16 protein-coding genes are annotated in these 19,650 nt (G+C 28.0%); 8 read left to right on the top strand and 8 right to left on the bottom strand.

Annotated features, from left to right (window positions below; all coding sequences use genetic code 11):
- Positions 1 to 56 precede the first annotated feature (56 nt).
- The 3 genes from FP421_RS10090 to glmS are packed head-to-tail and all read left to right on the top strand — an operon-like array spanning position 57 to position 4,362.
- Positions 57 to 866, top strand: coding sequence for a glycogen/starch synthase (locus FP421_RS10090; RefSeq protein WP_159950215.1), 810 nt, complete (start codon positions 57 to 59; stop codon positions 864 to 866).
- Positions 867 to 876: 10 nt separating this feature from the next.
- On the top strand, positions 877 to 2,469 hold the full coding sequence (locus FP421_RS10085; RefSeq protein ID WP_236548096.1) for a DUF4270 family protein: 1,593 nt from the start codon (positions 877 to 879) through the stop codon (positions 2,467 to 2,469).
- Positions 2,470 to 2,505: 36 nt separating this feature from the next.
- Complete coding sequence (gene glmS, locus FP421_RS10080) at positions 2,506 to 4,362, top strand: glutamine--fructose-6-phosphate transaminase (isomerizing) (protein WP_159950212.1); 1,857 nt, start codon at positions 2,506 to 2,508, stop codon at positions 4,360 to 4,362.
- A gap of 67 nt (positions 4,363 to 4,429) precedes the next feature.
- On the opposite strand, the gene FP421_RS10075 is transcribed toward glmS, so the two are convergent.
- From FP421_RS10075 to FP421_RS10065, 3 genes are all read right to left on the bottom strand, one after another.
- Positions 4,430 to 5,176 (bottom strand): energy transducer TonB, encoded by a 747-nt coding sequence (locus FP421_RS10075; protein ID WP_159950209.1) that lies wholly within the window; start codon positions 5,174 to 5,176, stop codon positions 4,430 to 4,432.
- A gap of 133 nt (positions 5,177 to 5,309) precedes the next feature.
- Complete coding sequence (locus tag FP421_RS10070) at positions 5,310 to 5,915, bottom strand: FAD-dependent oxidoreductase (RefSeq protein WP_159950206.1); 606 nt, start codon at positions 5,913 to 5,915, stop codon at positions 5,310 to 5,312.
- Positions 5,916 to 6,503 carry a MarC family protein gene (locus tag FP421_RS10065; protein ID WP_159950203.1) on the bottom strand — a complete coding sequence of 196 codons (588 nt, stop codon included), beginning with the start codon at positions 6,501 to 6,503 and terminating at the stop codon, positions 5,916 to 5,918.
- Positions 6,504 to 6,588: 85 nt separating this feature from the next.
- On the opposite strand from FP421_RS10065, the gene FP421_RS10060 reads away from it, so the two are divergent.
- Both FP421_RS10060 and FP421_RS10055 read left to right on the top strand, forming a co-directional pair.
- A complete protein-coding gene (locus tag FP421_RS10060; protein ID WP_159950258.1) occupies positions 6,589 to 7,161 on the top strand; it encodes a DUF3109 family protein in 573 nt (190 codons plus the stop codon).
- A gap of 79 nt (positions 7,162 to 7,240) precedes the next feature.
- Positions 7,241 to 9,940: a CHAT domain-containing protein gene (locus FP421_RS10055; RefSeq protein ID WP_159950200.1), complete on the top strand. Its 2,700-nt coding sequence runs from the start codon at positions 7,241 to 7,243 to the stop codon at positions 9,938 to 9,940.
- Here FP421_RS10055 and FP421_RS10050 read toward each other — a convergent pair.
- The gene (locus tag FP421_RS10050) at positions 9,911 to 10,549 is read right to left on the bottom strand and encodes a tetratricopeptide repeat protein (RefSeq protein WP_159950197.1); all 639 of its coding nucleotides are present in this window, start codon (positions 10,547 to 10,549) and stop codon (positions 9,911 to 9,913) included. The genes FP421_RS10055 and FP421_RS10050 overlap by 30 nt on opposite strands.
- Positions 10,516 to 11,061, bottom strand: a complete 546-nt coding sequence (locus FP421_RS10045; RefSeq protein ID WP_159950194.1) for an RNA polymerase sigma factor — start codon at positions 11,059 to 11,061, stop codon at positions 10,516 to 10,518. The genes FP421_RS10050 and FP421_RS10045 overlap by 34 nt, the downstream gene beginning before the upstream one ends.
- Positions 11,062 to 11,180: 119 nt before the next feature.
- Between FP421_RS10045 and FP421_RS10040 the strand changes: the two genes are divergently transcribed.
- Both FP421_RS10040 and FP421_RS10035 read left to right on the top strand, forming a co-directional pair.
- On the top strand, positions 11,181 to 11,936 hold the full coding sequence (locus FP421_RS10040; protein ID WP_159950192.1) for a hypothetical protein: 756 nt from the start codon (positions 11,181 to 11,183) through the stop codon (positions 11,934 to 11,936).
- Between the two features lie 40 nt (positions 11,937 to 11,976).
- On the top strand, positions 11,977 to 14,154 hold the full coding sequence (locus FP421_RS10035; RefSeq protein WP_159950190.1) for a T9SS type A sorting domain-containing protein: 2,178 nt from the start codon (positions 11,977 to 11,979) through the stop codon (positions 14,152 to 14,154).
- 3 nt (positions 14,155 to 14,157) lie between these two features.
- Here FP421_RS10035 and FP421_RS10030 read toward each other — a convergent pair whose 3' ends face one another.
- From FP421_RS10030 to FP421_RS10020, 3 genes are read right to left on the bottom strand one after another with little or no spacing between them, the layout of a single operon-like run.
- The gene (locus tag FP421_RS10030; protein WP_159950188.1) at positions 14,158 to 16,950 is read right to left on the bottom strand and encodes a CHAT domain-containing protein; all 2,793 of its coding nucleotides are present in this window, start codon (positions 16,948 to 16,950) and stop codon (positions 14,158 to 14,160) included.
- A 28-nt stretch (positions 16,951 to 16,978) separates the two neighbouring features.
- The gene (locus FP421_RS10025) at positions 16,979 to 17,593 is read right to left on the bottom strand and encodes a tetratricopeptide repeat protein (protein ID WP_159950186.1); all 615 of its coding nucleotides are present in this window, start codon (positions 17,591 to 17,593) and stop codon (positions 16,979 to 16,981) included.
- Between the two features lie 3 nt (positions 17,594 to 17,596).
- Positions 17,597 to 18,142 carry an RNA polymerase sigma factor gene (locus FP421_RS10020; RefSeq protein ID WP_159950184.1) on the bottom strand — a complete coding sequence of 182 codons (546 nt, stop codon included), beginning with the start codon at positions 18,140 to 18,142 and terminating at the stop codon, positions 17,597 to 17,599.
- A gap of 98 nt (positions 18,143 to 18,240) precedes the next feature.
- Between FP421_RS10020 and FP421_RS10015 the strand changes: the two genes are divergently transcribed.
- On the top strand, positions 18,241 to 19,635 hold the full coding sequence (locus tag FP421_RS10015; RefSeq protein WP_159950182.1) for a hypothetical protein: 1,395 nt from the start codon (positions 18,241 to 18,243) through the stop codon (positions 19,633 to 19,635).
- The last annotated feature ends 15 nt before the right edge of the window (positions 19,636 to 19,650 follow it).

Below are 19,650 nucleotides of genomic sequence, written 5' to 3'. Positions count from 1 at the left end.
ACGATATTAGCATAAAAATTCATACTTTTGCATCTTTATAAAAAGAGTTTGATTTAATGAAGGACAAGAGAATACTATTTGTTTCATCGGAAGTGATTCCTTACTTACCAGAAACAGAGTTATCATCAACAGCCTTTAATGCTGCTAAAAATGCGCATTCTAAAGGAGTACAAACAAGAATTTTTATGCCAAGGTTTGGTGTCATTAACGAAAGAAGACACCAATTACACGAAGTTATTCGTTTATCTGGAATGAACTTGGTTGTGAATGATATGGATATGCCATTAATCATTAAAGTTGCATCTATACCTAAAGAAAGAATGCAGGTTTATTTTATTGATAACGAAGAGTATTTTAAAAGAAAAGCAGTTTTTACAGATGAAGATGATCAACTTTTTGCTGATAATGATGAAAGAGCTATTTTCTTTGCTAAAGGAGTTGTAGAGACTGTAAAAAAATTAAATTGGGCTCCAGATATTATTCATGTTCATGGATGGATGGCTTCTTTACTACCATTGTACATTAAAGAGTTTTATAAAGACGAACCTCTATTTACCGAGAGTAAAATAGTTACTTCTCTTTACAATAGTAGTTTTGAAGGGAACTTAAATGAAAAATTAGCAGATAAAGTTAATTTTGATTTAAAAGATGAAGATAAAATTACAACTATTAAAACACCAAACTATACCAACATATTAAAAAGTGCAATAGAAAATTCTGATGCAGTTATTCATGGAAGTGAAGATATTTCTGATGAATTAAATGAGTACATCAATCAGAAAGAAATTCCTGCACTTGAATATCAATCAGAGAATTTAAAAGAAAGTTATTTGAATTTTTATGCCGATTTAATTTCGGCGAGTTAATTGTTATATAGTGAGAAAAATATTTAGAAAAGGTTCTGTATTACTAGCCTTATTTTCGTTTTTAATGATAGTCATTTCTTGTGAAAAAGACTTTACAGATATTGGGACAAGCATCATTAGTAATACTAAGTTCAATACAAAGGATACCATTTTAGAAGTATTAGTTTCTAATGTTCCAGTAGAAAGTGTTAGAGCAGATGCTTTAGAGCTAGGTTTTCAACCTTTTTCAGGTTTTCAAGGACAATATTTATTAGGAGTTCACATAAATGATGATTATGAAGATGTTGAGGCTTCCATAATATCTCAAGTGGCTGTAAATTCAGAGGCAACTCTTACAACTTATACTAACCCTGATAATTTATTATTTGCAACACAAATTGATACCGCATTTCTTAGAATACCATATCAAGCTACATTATTATCTAATACAGATAAACCATTGTATAGCTTAGATTCAGTTGTTGGAGATTTACCATTTACTTTAAATGTTTATCAAATAAATACTTTTTTAAGTAGGTTAAATCCTGATGATCCTAGTAAAATTAATTCATATACTTCAGACCAATCCTATGAAAAAATTGGAAGTGAGTTGAATGAAATAGTAGATATGGATTTTTTGCCTAGTACAAAAGATACTTTAATTATTGTTAAAAGAAAAGCGAGTGATGGTTCTTTATTTGATACAGATACCATTAGATACTCTACATCACCAACATCTGAGATAGCATATCCTATGGCTATTATACCTTTAAAAAAGAGTTTTGCTAAAGATGTTTTTATTGATAACTTTAACAATTCTAATTTCGATTCTCAAGCAAACTTTAATGATTATTTTAGAGGAATATTAATCGAAGCAAAAGAGAAAACAAACAATCCAACAAGAGGAGGGTCTTTAATATCATTTGATATGTCTAGTCCAACACAAAATTTAAATCCTTTTATAGATGTGTTTTATACCAATACATATTTTAAAGAGAATTCATCAGAGATAGATACTGTTATAAAACAAAACTATTCTTTTCAATTAGGAGGTATTGTTAATAATAAGTTTAAAATGTCAGATAGAACCTATCCTTCAAATAACGAGGTGAAAATTCAAGGTCTTGCAGGAAGTGAAGCTAAAGTAGAAATATTAAAGGGTACTCAATTAGATGACTTAAGAGCTAAGAATTGGTTGATAAACGATGCTTCTCTTACTTTTTACATTAATCAATCTGCAGATACAACTTTAGCTCCAAATAGGCTACACCTTTATAAACGAGGCTTAAATGCAAGTTCAAATGTAGTTATAAGTCAGATAAAAGATAAAAATACAGAGCCTAGTTTTTTTGGGGGTTTTTTACAAAATGATAATAACAAAAAAGATAGTTATACATTTAGGATTACAGATTACGTTTCTGATCTCTTAAGTGGAAATACATCTTATAATCCAGACTTAAGACTTAAAGTATATAATCCAACAGATGGAGCAGTTTCGGTTTCAGATACAATCTTTAGACCATATAATTGGAGTTTAAAAGCAATTACTATTCTAAATCATGATAAGAATGCGAATGGTGTGAGAAGGGCCAGATTAAAGATATCTTATACTGAGAAAAATTAAATTTATAGAATATTAAACACCTTAAAAATAATTGTTATGTGCGGTATTACAGGATATATAGGTAATAGAGAAGCTTACCCAATAGTTATCAATGGGTTAAAAAGATTAGAATATAGAGGATATGACAGTGCTGGAATTATGCTATATGATGGAAATGATATTCAGCTTTCTAAAACAAAAGGAAAAGTTGCCGATTTAGAAGAGATTACTGCTAATTCATCAGGTAAAAGAGTTGGAAAAATAGGAATTGGCCATACAAGATGGGCTACTCATGGTGTTCCTAATGATGTAAATTCTCATCCTCATTTTTCACAATCAGGAGATTTAGTTATTGTTCATAATGGGATTATAGAAAACTATGATTCGATAAGAAAAGAACTTATTTCAAGAGGATATTCTTTTAAAAGTGATACAGATACAGAAGTATTAGTTAACTTAATAGAAGAGGTTAAAAAACAAGAAGGTTGTAAGTTAGGAAAAGCAGTTCAATTGGCTTTAAATAATGTAATAGGTGCTTATGCTATTGCTGTTTTTGATAAAACCAAACCAAATGAAGTTGTTGTAGCTCGTTTAGGAAGTCCAATAGCTATTGGAGTTGGAAAAGACAACAGTGAGTTTTTTGTTGCATCTGATGCCTCACCTTTCTTAGAGTATACTAAAAATGTAGTTTATTTAGAAGATGAAGAGCTTGCTATTATAAAGTTAGGTAGAGATATAAAAGTTAGAAAAATTAAAGATGATTCTCTAGTAGACCCAACAATTCAAAAACTTAAATTAAATTTAGAAGAGATAGAAAAAGGAGGGTATGAGCATTTTATGCTTAAAGAAATTTATGAGCAACCTAAGGCTATAATAGACACCTATAGAGGTAGAATGCTACCTAAAGATGGTATTATTAAAATGTCTGGAATAGATGACAATTTAAATAAATTTCTTAATGCTGACAGAATTATCATAGTAGCATGTGGTACTTCTTGGCATGCAGGTTTAGTAGGTGAGTATTTGATAGAGGATATGACTAGAATTCCTGTTGAAGTAGAATATGCATCAGAATTTAGATATAGAAATCCTATAATTACCAATAAAGATGTTGTTATTGCAATTTCTCAATCTGGTGAAACAGCAGATACTTTAGCAGCTATTAAATTAGCAAAATCTAAAGGAGCATTTGTGTTTGGTATATGCAATGTAGTTGGTTCTTCTATTGCTAGAGAAACTCATGCAGGTGCTTATACACATGCTGGTCCAGAGATTGGGGTAGCATCAACAAAAGCGTTTACGACACAAATTACAGTGCTTTCTTTAATTGCTTTAAAATTAGCTAACGTAAAAGGAACAATGTCTGATTCTGCTTTTAGAATGTACCTCCAAAAACTTGAATTAGTACCCAAAAGTGTTGAAGATCTATTGAAGATTGATGAAAAGGTAAAAGAGATTGCCAACGTATATAAAAACGCAACAAACTGTTTATACTTAGGTAGAGGTTATAACTTTCCAGTAGCGTTAGAAGGAGCTTTAAAACTTAAAGAAATTTCCTATATTCATGCAGAAGGTTATCCTGCTGCAGAAATGAAACATGGACCAATTGCCTTAATTGATGAAAATATGCCAGTTTTTGTAATTGCTACAAACAAAGGGTACTATGAGAAAGTTGTAAGTAATATTCAAGAAATAAAATCTAGAGCAGGTAAAATTATTGCTGTTGTAACAGAAGGAGATGTAACAGTTAAAGAAATTGCAGATCATGTAATAGAAATACCTGAGACAGAAGAAGCGTTAACACCTTTGTTAACAACAATTCCTTTTCAGTTATTATCTTATCATATTGCTGTTCTTTTGGGTAAAAATGTAGATCAGCCAAGAAATTTAGCAAAATCGGTTACAGTTGAGTAATTCAACTTTTAAAATAAAAAAAATCCAGCTAAAAGCTGGATTTTTTTATTGAATAGGTTTACTTTATTTACTCTCTTACTTCAAATGTAATTGGTAAACCATAACTAACGCCTACAGGTATTCCTCTTTGTTTTCCTGGTGTCATTTTAGGTAAAGATTTAATTATTTTTGAAACTTCTTTTTCTAATAAAGGATGAGGTCCTCTTGCCTTAACATTGGTAATTTTTCCAGTTTTATCTATTCTAAAAATAACAAATAACCTTTTTTTACCTGCATTTAATCCTAATTCATTAGCCAAGTTAGTGTTAAATCTTTCTCCAAAGTATTTTGTTACACTAGCTGTAAAACAATCTTTTAATTGTTTGTTATTTCCTTTACAACCAGGATAAATAGGAACATCTTCAATTAATACAAAAGGTATATCTTCTACTACTTCTTCTGCTTCTTGTACTTCTATAATATCATCTGTAGTGATAACAACATCAGTAATTGCTTCTTTCTCATCTGTTTCTGTAGTTTCTACAATAGTTTCTTCAATTACTTGTTTATCGTCTACAATTTCTATTTTTTCTATAGAAGGAGGTGGGGGAGCAACTGTTTGAGTAGGTTCTATTTTTTGAATTTTAATGATAGGGATATCTTCTTTCATATCATCGGTCATATTTACCTCACCTAAGCTTTTTAACTCACCTCTATCATAAGTTTTATGCTCTATTAATGCGTAGGTTACAAATAAAGAAAGTACCAAACCTATTTGCATGAAAATTTTACTGAAATTTTCTAATTGTTGTCTTGGTTTTTTTTTAGTTTCCATTTTACGTGCCTTTTTAGTTTTATAATTTAATCAAGTTATTTACTATAAACTCTTATGAAATTATTAAATTAATAATATATCTCGTTTATATTGTAAAATTATAAATTAATAGGGCTTTAAAATATGATTTCTATCATATTTTATCATGGACCTTAGTTGGGTTATTTTGGTTCCAAAGCGTAAGAATATCTGTAGCTACACTTGCACCACTTCCTGCTGCAATAGAAAATTGACTTCGCCAACCCGCAATTGTACCACAACAATACAATCCTTTTTTAATAAAATGATGATTATTTTTAAGTTGTATTCTATCTTTTGTTGGATTAGCTCTTTGATGCGGAATAACAAACTCTTCGAGTCCTTTTATAGTAAGAGGTTTGGAGTAGTTGAGTGCAATAATGACAGTTTTAGAAAAGTAAGTATTTATATTTGTCTTTATTTCGTAACCTGTTTCATGAGCTAAAACAGCTAAAACTCTTTCTTTGTCAATTTGATGAATATGAGGATACAAGCTAGAAAGTTGCTCTTTACCTTCTGTAAGAATATTTTTTCCTAATGTTTTTGGTTGAAGACCTAATACATTATTAAATAAGGCATTTTGTAAGTGAGATGCCCTTTGATGTAAAACAATTCCAATTTTTTTGTTTTGTGCATAAGCTTTATGTTGAGCAGAACCTAGAACAAGTGCACATTGCATTCCAGAAACCCCTCCACCAATAATTAATACATCAAAATTCATTTAGACAAAAAGCATTTTAATATTTGCAGCAAACAACTTTACGGCAATTGCTAATAATATCACACCAAAAACTTTACGAATAATTTGAATACCATTAGGACCAATAATGCGTTCTATTTTCGATGATGTTTTGAGTACAATATAAATAAAAACTACGTTTAATAAGACAGCTACAATAATATTTTCTATATGAAACTCTGCTCTTAAAGATAATAACGTAGTTAAGCTACCAGGACCCGCAATTAAAGGAAAGGCTAGTGGAAAAACAGAAGCAGTAATAGCGTTAATATCTTCATCGCTATCTTTATAAAGCGTAATGCCTAAAATCATTTCTAGTGCAATAAAGAATAAAATAAATGCACCAGCTACTGCAAAAGAGTTTACATCAATACCTATTAATTTTAGTAAACTTTGTCCTAAGAATAAGAACAGAATCATGATAAAACCAGCTATTAAAGAAGCTTTTTCAGATTGAATATGACCAGCTTTCTTTCTCAAATCAATAATTATTGGAATATTACCAATGATATCTATTACTGCAAACAGAACCATAAATGCAGTAAAAATCTCTTTAAAGTTAAAATTCATTACCGTTTTTAATTTTTTGCAAAATTAGATAACTAATTTTATGAAAATAGAAAAAAAACAAAAAATATTGAGTTATTTTTGTGTAATGTTTCAGTTAGGAAAAACAATCGTTTCAGAAGATATTATAGAAAAAGATTTTGTGTGTAATTTATCTGCATGTAAAGGAGCTTGCTGTGTAGATGGTGAAGCTGGTGCGCCTTTAGATAAAGAGGAAACCAAAATTTTAGAAAAAATATATCCGAAGGTAAAACCCTTTTTGAGAAAAGAAGGTATTGCTGTAATAGAAAAAGAAGGTACTTGGGTAACCAGTGAATGGGGAGAGTTAGAAACCCCTTTAATAAAAGGTGCAGATTGTGCTTATGTTATTTTTGATGAAAAAAATACGGCACTTTGTGCTATTGAAGAAGCTTATAATCAAGGAGAGATTGATTGGAAAAAACCAGTTTCTTGTCATTTGTATCCTTTAAGAGTTAAAGAATATAGCGAGTTTGCTGCTGTAAATTACCACAAGTGGGAAATTTGTGATGATGCTTGTTCTTTAGGGAAAGAGCTACAAATACCCGTTTATAAGTTTGTAAAACAAGCTTTAATTAGAAAATTTGGAGAAAATTGGTATGCTGAATTAGAAAAAGTAGCAGAAAAGTATTTAGAAAAATAATTTTCTTGTAAATTTAAGAGCTACAATATCAAACATTTTGCTACAAAAAAGCTTTTTAATTTTACTGCTTTGTACTTCTATGGCAACTTTTTCTTTTCAAAAAGAAGAAAGTAAACTCGATTCTATACTACAAAAATTTGAGCATAGTTTTAAAAATCAACAATTTAAAGAACTCATTTCCTATCCGTTAGATTCACTCTCTCTAAAAAACACAAATGATAGTTTATTAGTATCAAAAATATACCATACAAAAGCAAATGCTTTTTACAACCTAGAAAACTACTTAAAAGCAGTTACTTACTATAATTTAGTAACAAAAATTGCACCTAATAATTCATCAGGAAAAAATATTTTAGGAACTGCATTATATGATAAGGCTTTTGCAGAATACGAGTTAAAAGAATATGTACTTTCTTATAAAACCGTAAAAAAAGCAGAAGAGGTATTAAGTAAAATTTCCAACCCAAATTATGATTATTTACTCTCAATTTATGCAGACTTAGGTAGTGAAGCCTCTTATTTAGGTTTTTATGAAGAAGCAGAATTTTACTTAAACAAAGGCTATGCAATTTTTAAAAATAAGTTGAATTTTAAGGATATTATCAACCCAAATCAAGCTTCTAAAAAAGTACTTTTTCAATACAAATACATTTATTTATATCACCTAAAAGGTGATGAAAAAAAGATGTTGCATCATTTTAAAAATTTAGAGAAACTAAAAAAAGCAATACCATTTAATACTACTGAAAAATTAATGTATGCTGCTTCCTTAAATTGTATTGGCGATTTTTATTTGAACTTTAGAGAAAATGTTTCAGATACCAACCCTTTACAAAAAGGTAACTATTATATCAATTTAGCACTTAAAAATATTGATAAGAAAGAGTATTTTGACAATTATCTTCAGTTTGAATTTAACAAAGCAAAACAATTACGTTATAGTAAAAAATATGCTGAAGCATTAAAACTCAATCAAAAAATAATAAACCTATCAGGAGAAAAAGACAGTCGTTTTCCTTTTTTTATTGCACAAAAAGGATTGATTTTTTTAGATCAAGGTAATCCACAAAAAGCTCTAATTGAATTCAACAAAATGGTTGCTTTCATACATTCAGATTCTTTAAAATTAGCTACAAATTATCAAAATTTTGGACCTAGTACAGTGTTAAATCATACTGGTTTGTTGGCAGAAATTGCTGATGAAATTTTGGAAAAGTATCCAAAGGACACCCTTGTTTTAAAAAATGTTGCGCAGTTTTATAAAATGGGTTTGCTGCAATTACAAAACTGTTATAAAGAAGCCAATTTTAATACAAAAATTAAAAATTACTATCATAAAACCATAGAAGGTATTATTAAAACCAAAAAATTAGGTTTTGGTAATTTAGAAAACAAAAAACTAATTAATGCTATAGAAAATTTAGAAAATAGATTTTCTTGGAAAGAATTTTTACAAAATAGAAAATTATTAACGTCTTCTATTCCTGATGCAGTTTTTTACAAAGAAGCCTATTTAAGAACTCAATTGGTTGCTGCCAGAAAGGATCATGACAAAAATTTAATTGCAGAATTAAACAATAAAATTGAAAAACATTTGAGTTTTCTTGAAGAGGAATACCCTTCTATCTCTAATTATATTTATAAAGATTTTAAGGTTGAAGATTTACAAAAACAGCTAAAAAATAATGCAACCGTATTTAGATTTAAAAGAATAGGTAACAATTTTCATGTATTTAAAATCGATAAAAAATCGGTTACTTTAAAATCAATATCCTATTCTAAAGAATTAAAAAATAACATTTATACTTATATAAAGCTTCTTAAAAATTCAACAGAAAATAAGCAATTGGCAAAAAGTATTTTAGGTGAAATTTTACCATTCAACATTCAAAATTATGAACACTTAATTATTATTCCAGATGATATTTTGCATCACCTTCCTTTTGAAACCTTAGTTACAAAAGATGATACTTACTTAGTAGAGAGTAAAACCATTAGTTACGCATCTTATCTTGTTTTTGTGAATAGCCAGAACACAGCTAAAAAACAATTTGATAAAATTCAAGTTTTTTCGCCAACATATACATCTGTAAAAAAAGAGAGTTTAAGAAATGAAAAAGAAACCTTAGAAGGTGCTTTAAAAGAAGCAGAATTTATTTCTACTATTTTTGATGTTACGCATTTTAGTGGACAAAAAGCAAGCAAGCAAAACTTTATGCAAAATGCTTTTAAAGCAGATATTATCCATTTGGCTTCACATGCAAAAATCAATCATAAAACACCAGAATTAAGTTATTTTTCTTTTTCTAATGATGATTCTGCAAACATGTATTTAGAAGAATTGTATGGGCTGAAATTAAACGCAAACTTAGCAGTTTTGAGTGCCTGTAATACAGGTACAGCCAAATTAAATGAAAATATTGGAGCAGTTTCTTTACAAAGAGCTTTTCGATTAGCAGGCGTTAATGCCACTATTTCTAGCCTGTGGGAAGTACCAGATGTTACCACAAAAGAAATTATGATTTCTTTTTATAAAAACCTAAAACTGGGAATGACCAAAGCAAAAGCTTTACAAAAAGCCAAACAAGAATATCTTGCAAACACTAATGATGTAGCGCTTTTAGCACCTTATTATTGGGCAGGTTTTGTGGTTTCTGGAGATACATCTGCCATTATAGAACCCCAAAATCATTCCTTGTTTAAAGTGATTGTTCCTGCAATATCAATAATACTGATTTTTGGAATTTGGTTATTCTTTAAGAAGTTTCAACAGCGTTAAGGTTGCTTTTTTCTTAAAGTTATATTCTTCTTTAGATAAATTTTCTAGTGTTTTATTCGCTTTTTCTGGTTGATTATTTTTTAAATAAGCTAAAGATAAATACCATAAATATTTGTCTTTCCATTTCTTATTAGCCTCTTTATTTTTTGCTAAAATACTGATTGCTTCTGAAGTATTATCAATACTTAAAAGGCTAATTGCTTTGTATAATTTTACAGCAGTTGTATCTGTATTTTTTAATGCTAAAAGTGTATTAAAACCATTAATAGCCTCTTTATAATTTTTAATTTCGTAATTATTAAATGCTATTTCTTTTAGCGTATTTGTGTTTTCGCTACGTGTTTTTGGGGTGATAAGATTTGGATAAACTTCAAAATTTTGTGCAAACAATTCTTTTGGAGTAACATCTTTTTGTAGAAGCCAAAAACTAAGCAAGCTAACAAACACAATAAAAGACGCAGCAACCAACCATTTTTTCTGAATAGAAAAACGGTTAGTTTCTAATTTTTGTAATTGCTTTTTTCCTTTTGTGTATTCTTCTTTAGCAATTACCGTTTTTAAATCATCATCATTTATCATTTTATTTTTTGTTTCAAGGTTTTTAGACATCTTGATTTTTGACTTTTTACAACATCTTTACTAGTGTAATCTAGTTCTTCTAAAACATCATCAAAACTATAATTATTGTAAAACAAAAGCGTTAACAACTGTTGGCATTTTTTACCCAATTTTTTAAAAGCAATTTGTAGTTTTTTTTGATTTTGTGTGAGCTCTTTTGCGAATAAAAAATCGTAATCTTGGTTAATTTCTGTATTTGTAAACTCATTAAACTCTTGCAAATGAACGTTGTTCTTCTTTCTCAGCTTGCTGTATATCATGTATTTTCCAATACTAAAAATATAGGTTTTTAAAGAGCTGTTTAAAGCTGTTAATTTTCCAGACACTACATTTTCTCTTAAAGCTAAAATGACATCTTGATATACATCAATAATATCATCTTTAGACAAATCGAACTTTTTTGCGTAAGCAATAAAATCAGACTTATAGATCAGATACACCTTAGAAAGCGTCTTTTCATTCCCGTTTTTTAATCCCTCTAATAAAAAGGTGTCTTTATGCATATTAATGATGAAAAATGTAAAGTGTAAACATTTTTAGTAAAAATAAAAAAAACAATGTTTACATGTTTACTTTTTTTAAAAGGAGGCATTAATTAGTAAACAACAAACTTAAAATTACCATGAAAAGCATTAAAAAAACCTTATTTCTTTTCTTTTTTATCACATTTTGTTTTCCTACTAACGCTCAGTTTTGGAAAAAAATAAAAGATAAAGCAGTTAAAAAAGTAGAGCAAAAAATAGAATCTACCATAGATAAACAAACAGATAAATTAATTGATAGCACTTTAAATACAAAAAACAAGACCTCTAAGACTAAAGAGATTTATCATTTTAAAGGAAAAATTACAGTTGAAATTTTATCTGAACAAGGAGACAAAGCTTCCTTTAATATTTTGTTTGATAAAACAAATAAAGAAACCATTTGCATGCAAATGAGTGCTGGTGATAATGATAATATTTACAATGTTATATCACCCAAAAAAGCGGTATCTTTTATTAATGCATCTGGTATGAAAATTAAAAGAGAATTAACCGAAGATGAATTTTCTGGCTTTGATAATACTGATAAAGTGCCTACAAAAGAACAGTTACAAAAAACTGGAAAAACGAAAACTATTTTAGGCTATTTGTGTTATGAGTATCAATACAAAAATGGTGGAGGTACAATTTCTACATGGATAACTACTCAAAATTTCCCTATAAAAGCAACCTATGCACCTTTATTAGGTATGACTAACAAAACGAATATTGAAGGTTTTGTTTTAGAACTAGATTCCACATCTAAAAACGGTGAAAAAGCCACTATTAAAGTAGTAAAAATAGAAAAAGACAAAACAGTTATTATCAATACTTCTAAATATAAATCGATGTTTTAAAACATCAGGTTACTCAATAAAAATATTAAACTAAAAAATTATGAAAACAAAATTACTTTTATTTACATTTTTTCTAACTTTTGTTACTACAAAAGCACAATTGGTTTTGCTTGATGAACCACAAAGTGAAGGTATAGGCACAGTTTATTCTTTGGCTGTTTATGATAATGATATTTTGTATACAATGGTAAAAAACAATACTACGTTATTACCAGGTGTTTTTCTTAGTAATGGGGTTCCTGGTGAAAAAATAGAATTATTACCAGGATCTACTGCAAGAGCTTATTTTAGCACAAATGTTTCTGGAGATGCTGTTAGATTGTATAAAGATGGAAACTACACAACAACAAAAGCTATTTATGCTGGGGTTGTAAATACTGGTGCTCTAAACCAAGTTTATAAATTAAACAATTCAAGAAGTTTATTAATACCAGAAAATACGTTTAAACCTACTGTTTCAAACTTTAATATGCAGTTAGTGACTAATGATGGTTTGGTTACAATAGACACAATTCAAGAAAATTTAATTAATAAATTGGTTGTTCGTCATTTTAAAAAAGATGGAAATCAAGTAAATTTTACATTACCAGAAAGTTTTTATGGAGAAAACTCGCCAAATTCTTTTTTTAAATGGAATGATAAACTCTTTTTTAGAGCTCAAGTATCTGGAGAATTAGACTTATATGAAGTTGATGCTTTAGGTACAAGGAGAGTAACTCAAAATAAGGTTTCTAAACCAACATCTTTTAAAGGTGTAAGTCCAAAAAGTTTTTTGCTTGACGATTATATTTATTTTATCGGGCGAGATGGTTTCTATACCAATGTTGTTCCTGGTCCAGTAGAGAGAAATTATCCTGTAAATATTTGTTTTTCTAATGGAGATATAGATTTTGGAAGTACTGAAACAGCCATTAATAATGGCGATGATGGTTCTTTAGGATATAAATCTTTTTCTGATGCTGATAGTCCAGATAATATTTTAGGAAAAATTAATGAAAAAATTATATACTTTAAACAAGATGGTTTTTCTAAAAAGTTTTATAGTATCCCTAATTTAGAAGATTTAGAGATAGATGCTCCTCAAATAGATGTATTTCAATATGTGCAATATCAAAAAAAACTGTATGTTTTTCCAAAAGTTGGTTTTGGTTTTTACGAAGATTTGTTTATTTCTGATGGTACAAAATCTGGAACTAGAAAAATGTTTATTCCTAGATACATTGCTACATCTACACCTGCTAAAAATATAGGAAAAATAGTACCAGTAGGAGATAGATTATATTTTTTAGCAGAATATAGCTTATCTGAAAAAAAACATTTATTATTAGCTTATGATATCAATGAAGACTCTATAAAGTTAGTATATCAGTTTCCTAACGATGTAAAACCAAATGTAAATTTTTTATATCCTTACAATAATGGGTTTATTGTTAGATCACGTGAAACTATAAATTCTGAAGAAAAAATTTATACATTAAATGCAGAAATTAGAGCAAAAATATTTAACAATTCAGGGTCAAAAACAACCCGTAAAAACAACACAACATTTACATACAACTCTAAAACTTATCATGTAGATGCAAACTCAATAACTTTTAACGAAAACGATCAATTAAAAGTTCAACTATTAGACACACTTTCCAATCAATTTAAAGGTAATATAATTAATTTACCTAATAACGAGAATAAAGCAAGAATATCTAGTTTATTTTATGCTGTAAATACCTTAAAAGAAAACAATACTTTTTCTGCAAGTTTAACTTTAGGGTTTGATGATGATATGATTGAAAACATAAATTTAACAGGAGATAATATAACGATTTTGGCTTATGACAATAATAATTGGACAGAGATTACTCCACAAAGTTTTAATAATAACAGTAAAACTGTAACCATAAACGTTTCTGATTTTACAAGTGAAGTATTCTTTTTTGTAAAATATAATGGAGTATTATCAACAGGAATTAGTGCAATTATTAAAGATAATTTTTCAATCTACCCAAACCCAGCAACATCTTTTATCAATATAAAATCAAAATCTATAGATCAAGAAATACAATCTGTAGAAGTTTTTAACTTATTAGGTAAGAAAGTTATACATCAAAAAAACAAGACATTTAATACTATTTTAAATACCAGTTCTCTTTCAAAAGGTATCTATTTTATCAAATTAAAAACTAAAAGTCAGCAGTTTACAAAAAAGATTATTATTGAATAATATTTATTTTTTTAATAACCCTTTTTGGTTGAGGTAAAAAACTATCAGAATCAAAACAAATACAAAACCTATAATGATGTAATAATTATATGAGGTTTCAAATACAGGCGCATCATTACCATACACCACAAAACCTGCCCAAAAATACGGAGCAGAAAGCTTGCTGTCTGCATATTTATTTTTATAGCTTAATTTAGCATTTCTTAAAGCTTCAGATTTGGTTTGTCCATTTTTTAAATTCTGATAAAAGAATAGCATTATTTGTTCTGTAGCCAAATCAGGAACTTGCCATAAACTTACTACAGTAGTAGGCACACCTGCAAAGGTAAATGCTCTTTGAAAAGATTCTAAATTTCCATTTTTCTCTAAGCCTGATCCAGTATTACAAGCACTTAAAATTGCCAATTCTGCATTTAAACTTAGACCATACAATTCTTCTAAGTACAAATGATCGTCTTCTTTTTCTAAGTTGTTGCTAAATAATAAACGACTTAGTTCTGGGTAATCTTCATTTACTTCAGCATGCATTGCCAAATGTAAAATTCTCCCTTTTGCTGCTGTTTTAATGAATGCTGATTTTGTCAAGTTCTCATCATTATAAAGTTTAGATGGAAACAATTTGTTAATATTTTTAGCTTCACTATTGGCGCCTTTTAAAAAAGAAGGTTTATTTCTACTGTTAGATGAGTATGTTGTGTTAGCATAAAGAGGCGCATAAATATGAATATCTTTTGAAGTAGCAGTATTGTTAACAGTATGGTTTATAAAACCTAAATTAGACGTATAGCTTATATGATAAGTTTCAGTTGTAAATTTTCCTTGGGTTTGTAAAACTTCAAATGGTAATTTAAACAATGCACCATCTGGATTTATAATTAAATGATGTATTTGATTGTCTAACTCAGGAATTAAAAGTTCTCCTAATTGATTCCCCAAGTCAATGTTATTTTTTCTGTTACGAGTTTTGTAGATAAAATCATTTAATATTTGTTTTTCAGTATTTGTCCACGGAACTAAATGAACTTTAAAATTAGATTTAGAAATTTGATAAATAGCAATTTCATTTTCTAACAAAATGTATTTTAAGATAACATCTTTATCGGTTAGTTCTTTCTGAAGGTTTTCGATAGAAAACTCAAAATTACTCAACAATTCTAATTGAGGAAACTGCTTTTTCTTATAAGTATTATGTTTTTGAATAAGCCTTTGTAAAGAGTCTTTTTGCGGAACATTCTTTGCAATTTTTGCTTTACTAAGCAAAGAAGCTAATGCTGCATTTCTTTGTTTTACAGAATCTAATTCTGGCAATACATTTGTATAACGACTCTCGTAAAACTTTTTCCAAGCCAATTGATTTTTAAAAATTTCAAACTTGTTTAAAATTGTTTTTTGAAGAATATTATCATCAATAGAACCTGTTTTTTTTGCATTTAAAATCCCTTTAATAATTTTTCGAAGTTGTTTGTTTTGTTTTTTATTAAAGTTGATGTTTAAATAACTATTTTCAAATTGATGTAGGGCTAAATAATAAAGTTTACCAATTTTCTTTTGAACAATTGTATCTGCAGAATAATAGTTGTTTAATTCTTCATTAATTCTAAGGAGTAAACGAGTATGGTTATAACTTTTACTAGGTTTAAAGTTGGAGTATTGGCTTACTAAAGAATCATTTCCACTATGAATCTTTTGAATAGACTTGTCAAAATATAGTAGGGCACTATCTTTTTGATTTTTTTTTGCTTTTATTAATGCCTTTTGAGCATAGAAAAAAGGACGTCTGCCATCGGTTTTAGAAATGCCTTTAAACAAAGCTAACATAGTACTATCTGCTTTTTCTAACAAATTTCCTTTGGTATACCCCTTTGCAATATTGTATTTTACAGCCCAAAGTGTACCTGGGTATTTTTTGTTTTTAATTAAATTATGAGACTTTAATAAAAACCTTAATCCTAATTCTATATCTTTTTTTGTTGTTAAAGAATCGGATTTATGAGAAACAAACCAATCACCTACATGATTCAAAGCAGTACTATAATAAATTCTTTCTTCTTTATGAAAATCAGCTTGGTTATGCATTTTTTCTAAATCATTCATCGTTTTTAGAATCAATAAACTATCCTTAGAGGTTTTAGACATTTTCCAAAGCATATATATTTTTCGGTACTTTAAAATAACTCCCATTCTATGGTGATTTCCATTCAGTTGCCAAGTATTGTTATCTATATAAGTTTTGTTTTTTTTATAAACTTCTTCAGCCAAACGTATATAATATTTAGCTTTTTGAAAATTACCATAATATGCATTTTCGGTTGATAATAACAAATAAGCACCCATTAGAGAACCTGAATTTGGGTTGGGTAGTTTATCTAAAAGTTTAAGTGATTTTAAAATATTTTTATAGGCTTTCATACTTGTGCCTATTTCACTTTCTAGATATGCTTTTGTATTATAAAAACTTGCTTTTAGGCTATCTCCAGTATGTGTATTGGGGCAATAAGATATTGCTTTATTTAATGAAGATAAATTATTAAGGCTTTTCTTTTTTTCATGAAGACCACTATATTTATTGAGGTATATTTTGGCAAACAGTAAACTATCTGAGGTTGTTTTTGCTTTTAAATTTTCTAACAATTTATTAGATAAAGAAATAATACTATCATATTTTTTTAAGAGATAGAATTTTTTTACTTGTTTATTGTAATTGTCTGTTTTTTCTGATTGAGCAAATAAAGAGTAAGAGTTAAAACCTAAATAAATGAATAGAATGCAAAAAAGTATTTTTGATTTTAAGTTCATTTCATTTGTTTTTATTTTCAAGTAAAAATTAGTTAAGCCAATTAATTAGCTCTTTAACTTCTTTATTTTTAAAGGTTTTTGTGCTTAGTATATGTAAGTTCTTTAAAGCAGCATCTGAATCATTTAATTTAATAGAAATTAATGCTAAATACCAAAGGCTTTCTTGATTCCATTCTTTATTATTTTTAGTTTCAGAAAAAATAGTTTTTGCTTTTTCAAACTGTTTTAACTGTAAATAGGTATTTGCTTTATAAAAATTTAGGGTACCAACATCAATAGCATCTTGAGGTGTTAATTTATTAAATTTTTCAAGTGCTTTTTCATATTTGCCTTTCTCATATAAACTAAAAACTTCAGCTATTTTAGTCAGTTTTACTTTATCGCGAACAATAGGCTTAACAACATTTTCATAAGGAGAAAAATAGTTCGCATACAATTCATCATTACTTAAAGATTGATTGAATAGTGCAAAATAACTAACTAAACCTAAAAGCATAATAATAGAGACTGCAATACGCCAATTAAACTTCTTTTTAGAAGTTTTTAAAGAATTTTCAACAGAATGTAGGTATGCTTTCTGAAGTTTACGTTCTTCAGCAGTAATTGCTTTTTTTAGATGTTTATCAAACTCTTGATTTTCCATGAGTTACTTATTAATCTTTTCTTTTAATTGTTTAATACATCTTGATTTTTGACTTTTTACCACATTTTTATCCTTGTAGCCTAATCTTTCAGAAATCTCATTAATGGTAAAACCTCTGTAATAAAAAAGTCTTAAAACTTCTTTACATTTTTTGCCAAGAGAAGCAAATCCCTTTTGTAATAAAGCTTCTAATTGGTTAGGTGTTTCTTCCAAAAAACCTTCAGCAATATTTTTGTAATTATAATCTTCTTTTTCTAACGGAAAATCTAACACTCTTTTTTGATTTTTTCTTGCTTTTTCAAACAACATATATTTGCCAATACCAAATAAATAAGTTTTAATAGAACATTTTAAATTGTCTAATTCTCCTTGTAAAGCTTTTTCAGACAAAGCTATAATTGCATCTTGATAAGCATCTACGATATCATTTTCAGAAACTTTAAAGTTCCTTGCAAAATTGATAAAATGATATCTGTTTTTTGTGTACAACATTTTAAGCGCTTTTTTATCTGCTTGTTTTAAAAGTAAGATAAGTTGATGTTCACTCATTAATGTTTTGAAAATGGTAAGGTTAACAAAAAATTAAAAATAAATAAAAAATGTTAACCTTTTGGTTTTAGAATCACTAAAAAGAAAAAACTTTAAAAATGAAGCTAAAAACTAACTACAAAACGCTAACCGCATTTCTTATTCTATCAATATGTTTTGCAAATACCTCTAATGCTCAATTTTGGAAAAAACTAAAGAAAAAAGTACAACAAAAAATTGAAAACAAAGTAGAAAAAGAAACCGATAAAAAAATAGATAGTTTATTAAAAGGTAAAAAGAAAACTAAGAAAAAAGAAAAGAAAACGTTTGTTCCTAAAAAATCTTATGGTAATGCTACTATAAATCATTCCAAATTATATGGTACAACTTCTATAAATCAACTAACTCAAACTAATGTAGAAAAAATAGGGGATAAAGTAAAAATTGTTGGTTACTGGGATACTTTTGGAGTGGATGTTCATGATGGTTATATTCTTAATTTAAAGAATATTACAGATATTAAAAACCTTAAAAATAAAACGTTTAAAATTCCAGAAGAAGCAACATTACAATTAGATTATGATGCTTTGGTAAAAGGAAAATATGATTTTGATCAAAAAGTAAGAGCAGGTCAGCAAGAAGTTAAATTTAGTAGTGGAACAGTAACTGTAATGTTTAATAAAGATCAAAATATTATGATTTCATTTAATGGAAAAGCTAATATAGACGATCATTCAACAACAACTGATAATTTAGGTATAGGAGGAACAACGATTGCTAATTTAACAGGTAGTATTTCTACAACATCTCCAAAATATAGTGTTACAAGAGAGTTTAAACAAGTAGAAAATAAAAACACTCAAAAAACAGAACTCACAGATGCAGATAAAAAATATATGAAAGAAAAACTTTCACCTACTGTAAATATACCTTCTACATTTGCTTTTAACAAAGCTATAGCAGTTGAGATTACTGATGAAAGAGGAGATAAATACCCTATAGAGTTTCTTTTAGGGAATTATCCTGATATCTGGGGAATGTCTGTAGCACCAAAAGAAATGCAAGGTCAAGGAACTATGCTTATGGTAATGACTCCAAAAGCATCTATAGGTTTTATGGATGTTGCAGGTATGAAAATGAAAAAAGCAACTTCATTAGAACAAATGGGAGGTCAATATGATATGGATGACAAAATACCTGATGGAGCAGATTTCGAATATAAAAAAACAGGAAATACAAAAACCATTTTAGGCTACACTTGCCAAGAGTATAAAGTAGATTACGATTATACCAATTCTAAAGGTTCTGTAAGTTTTTGGGTTTCTAAAGAATTCCCAATTCAAAATATAGAATTACCAATGTTAGGTATGAAAATGAATAACCCATATTTAAATGGATTTGTTTTAGAGTTAAATTCTACACATCAAGGTAAAAATTTTAAAATAAAAGTTACCAATGTTACTGATAAAAATGTAAAAATCAACAGTAATGAATACAGAAAAATGGGATTTTAAAAAAAAACAAAAACT

This window comes from Polaribacter septentrionalilitoris (genome assembly GCF_009832745.1).
In the GTDB taxonomy this organism is placed as follows: domain Bacteria; phylum Bacteroidota; class Bacteroidia; order Flavobacteriales; family Flavobacteriaceae; genus Polaribacter; species Polaribacter septentrionalilitoris.
The sequence above is the reverse complement of the archived record's forward strand: the minus strand, read 5'-3'. Positions and strand labels throughout refer to the sequence as shown.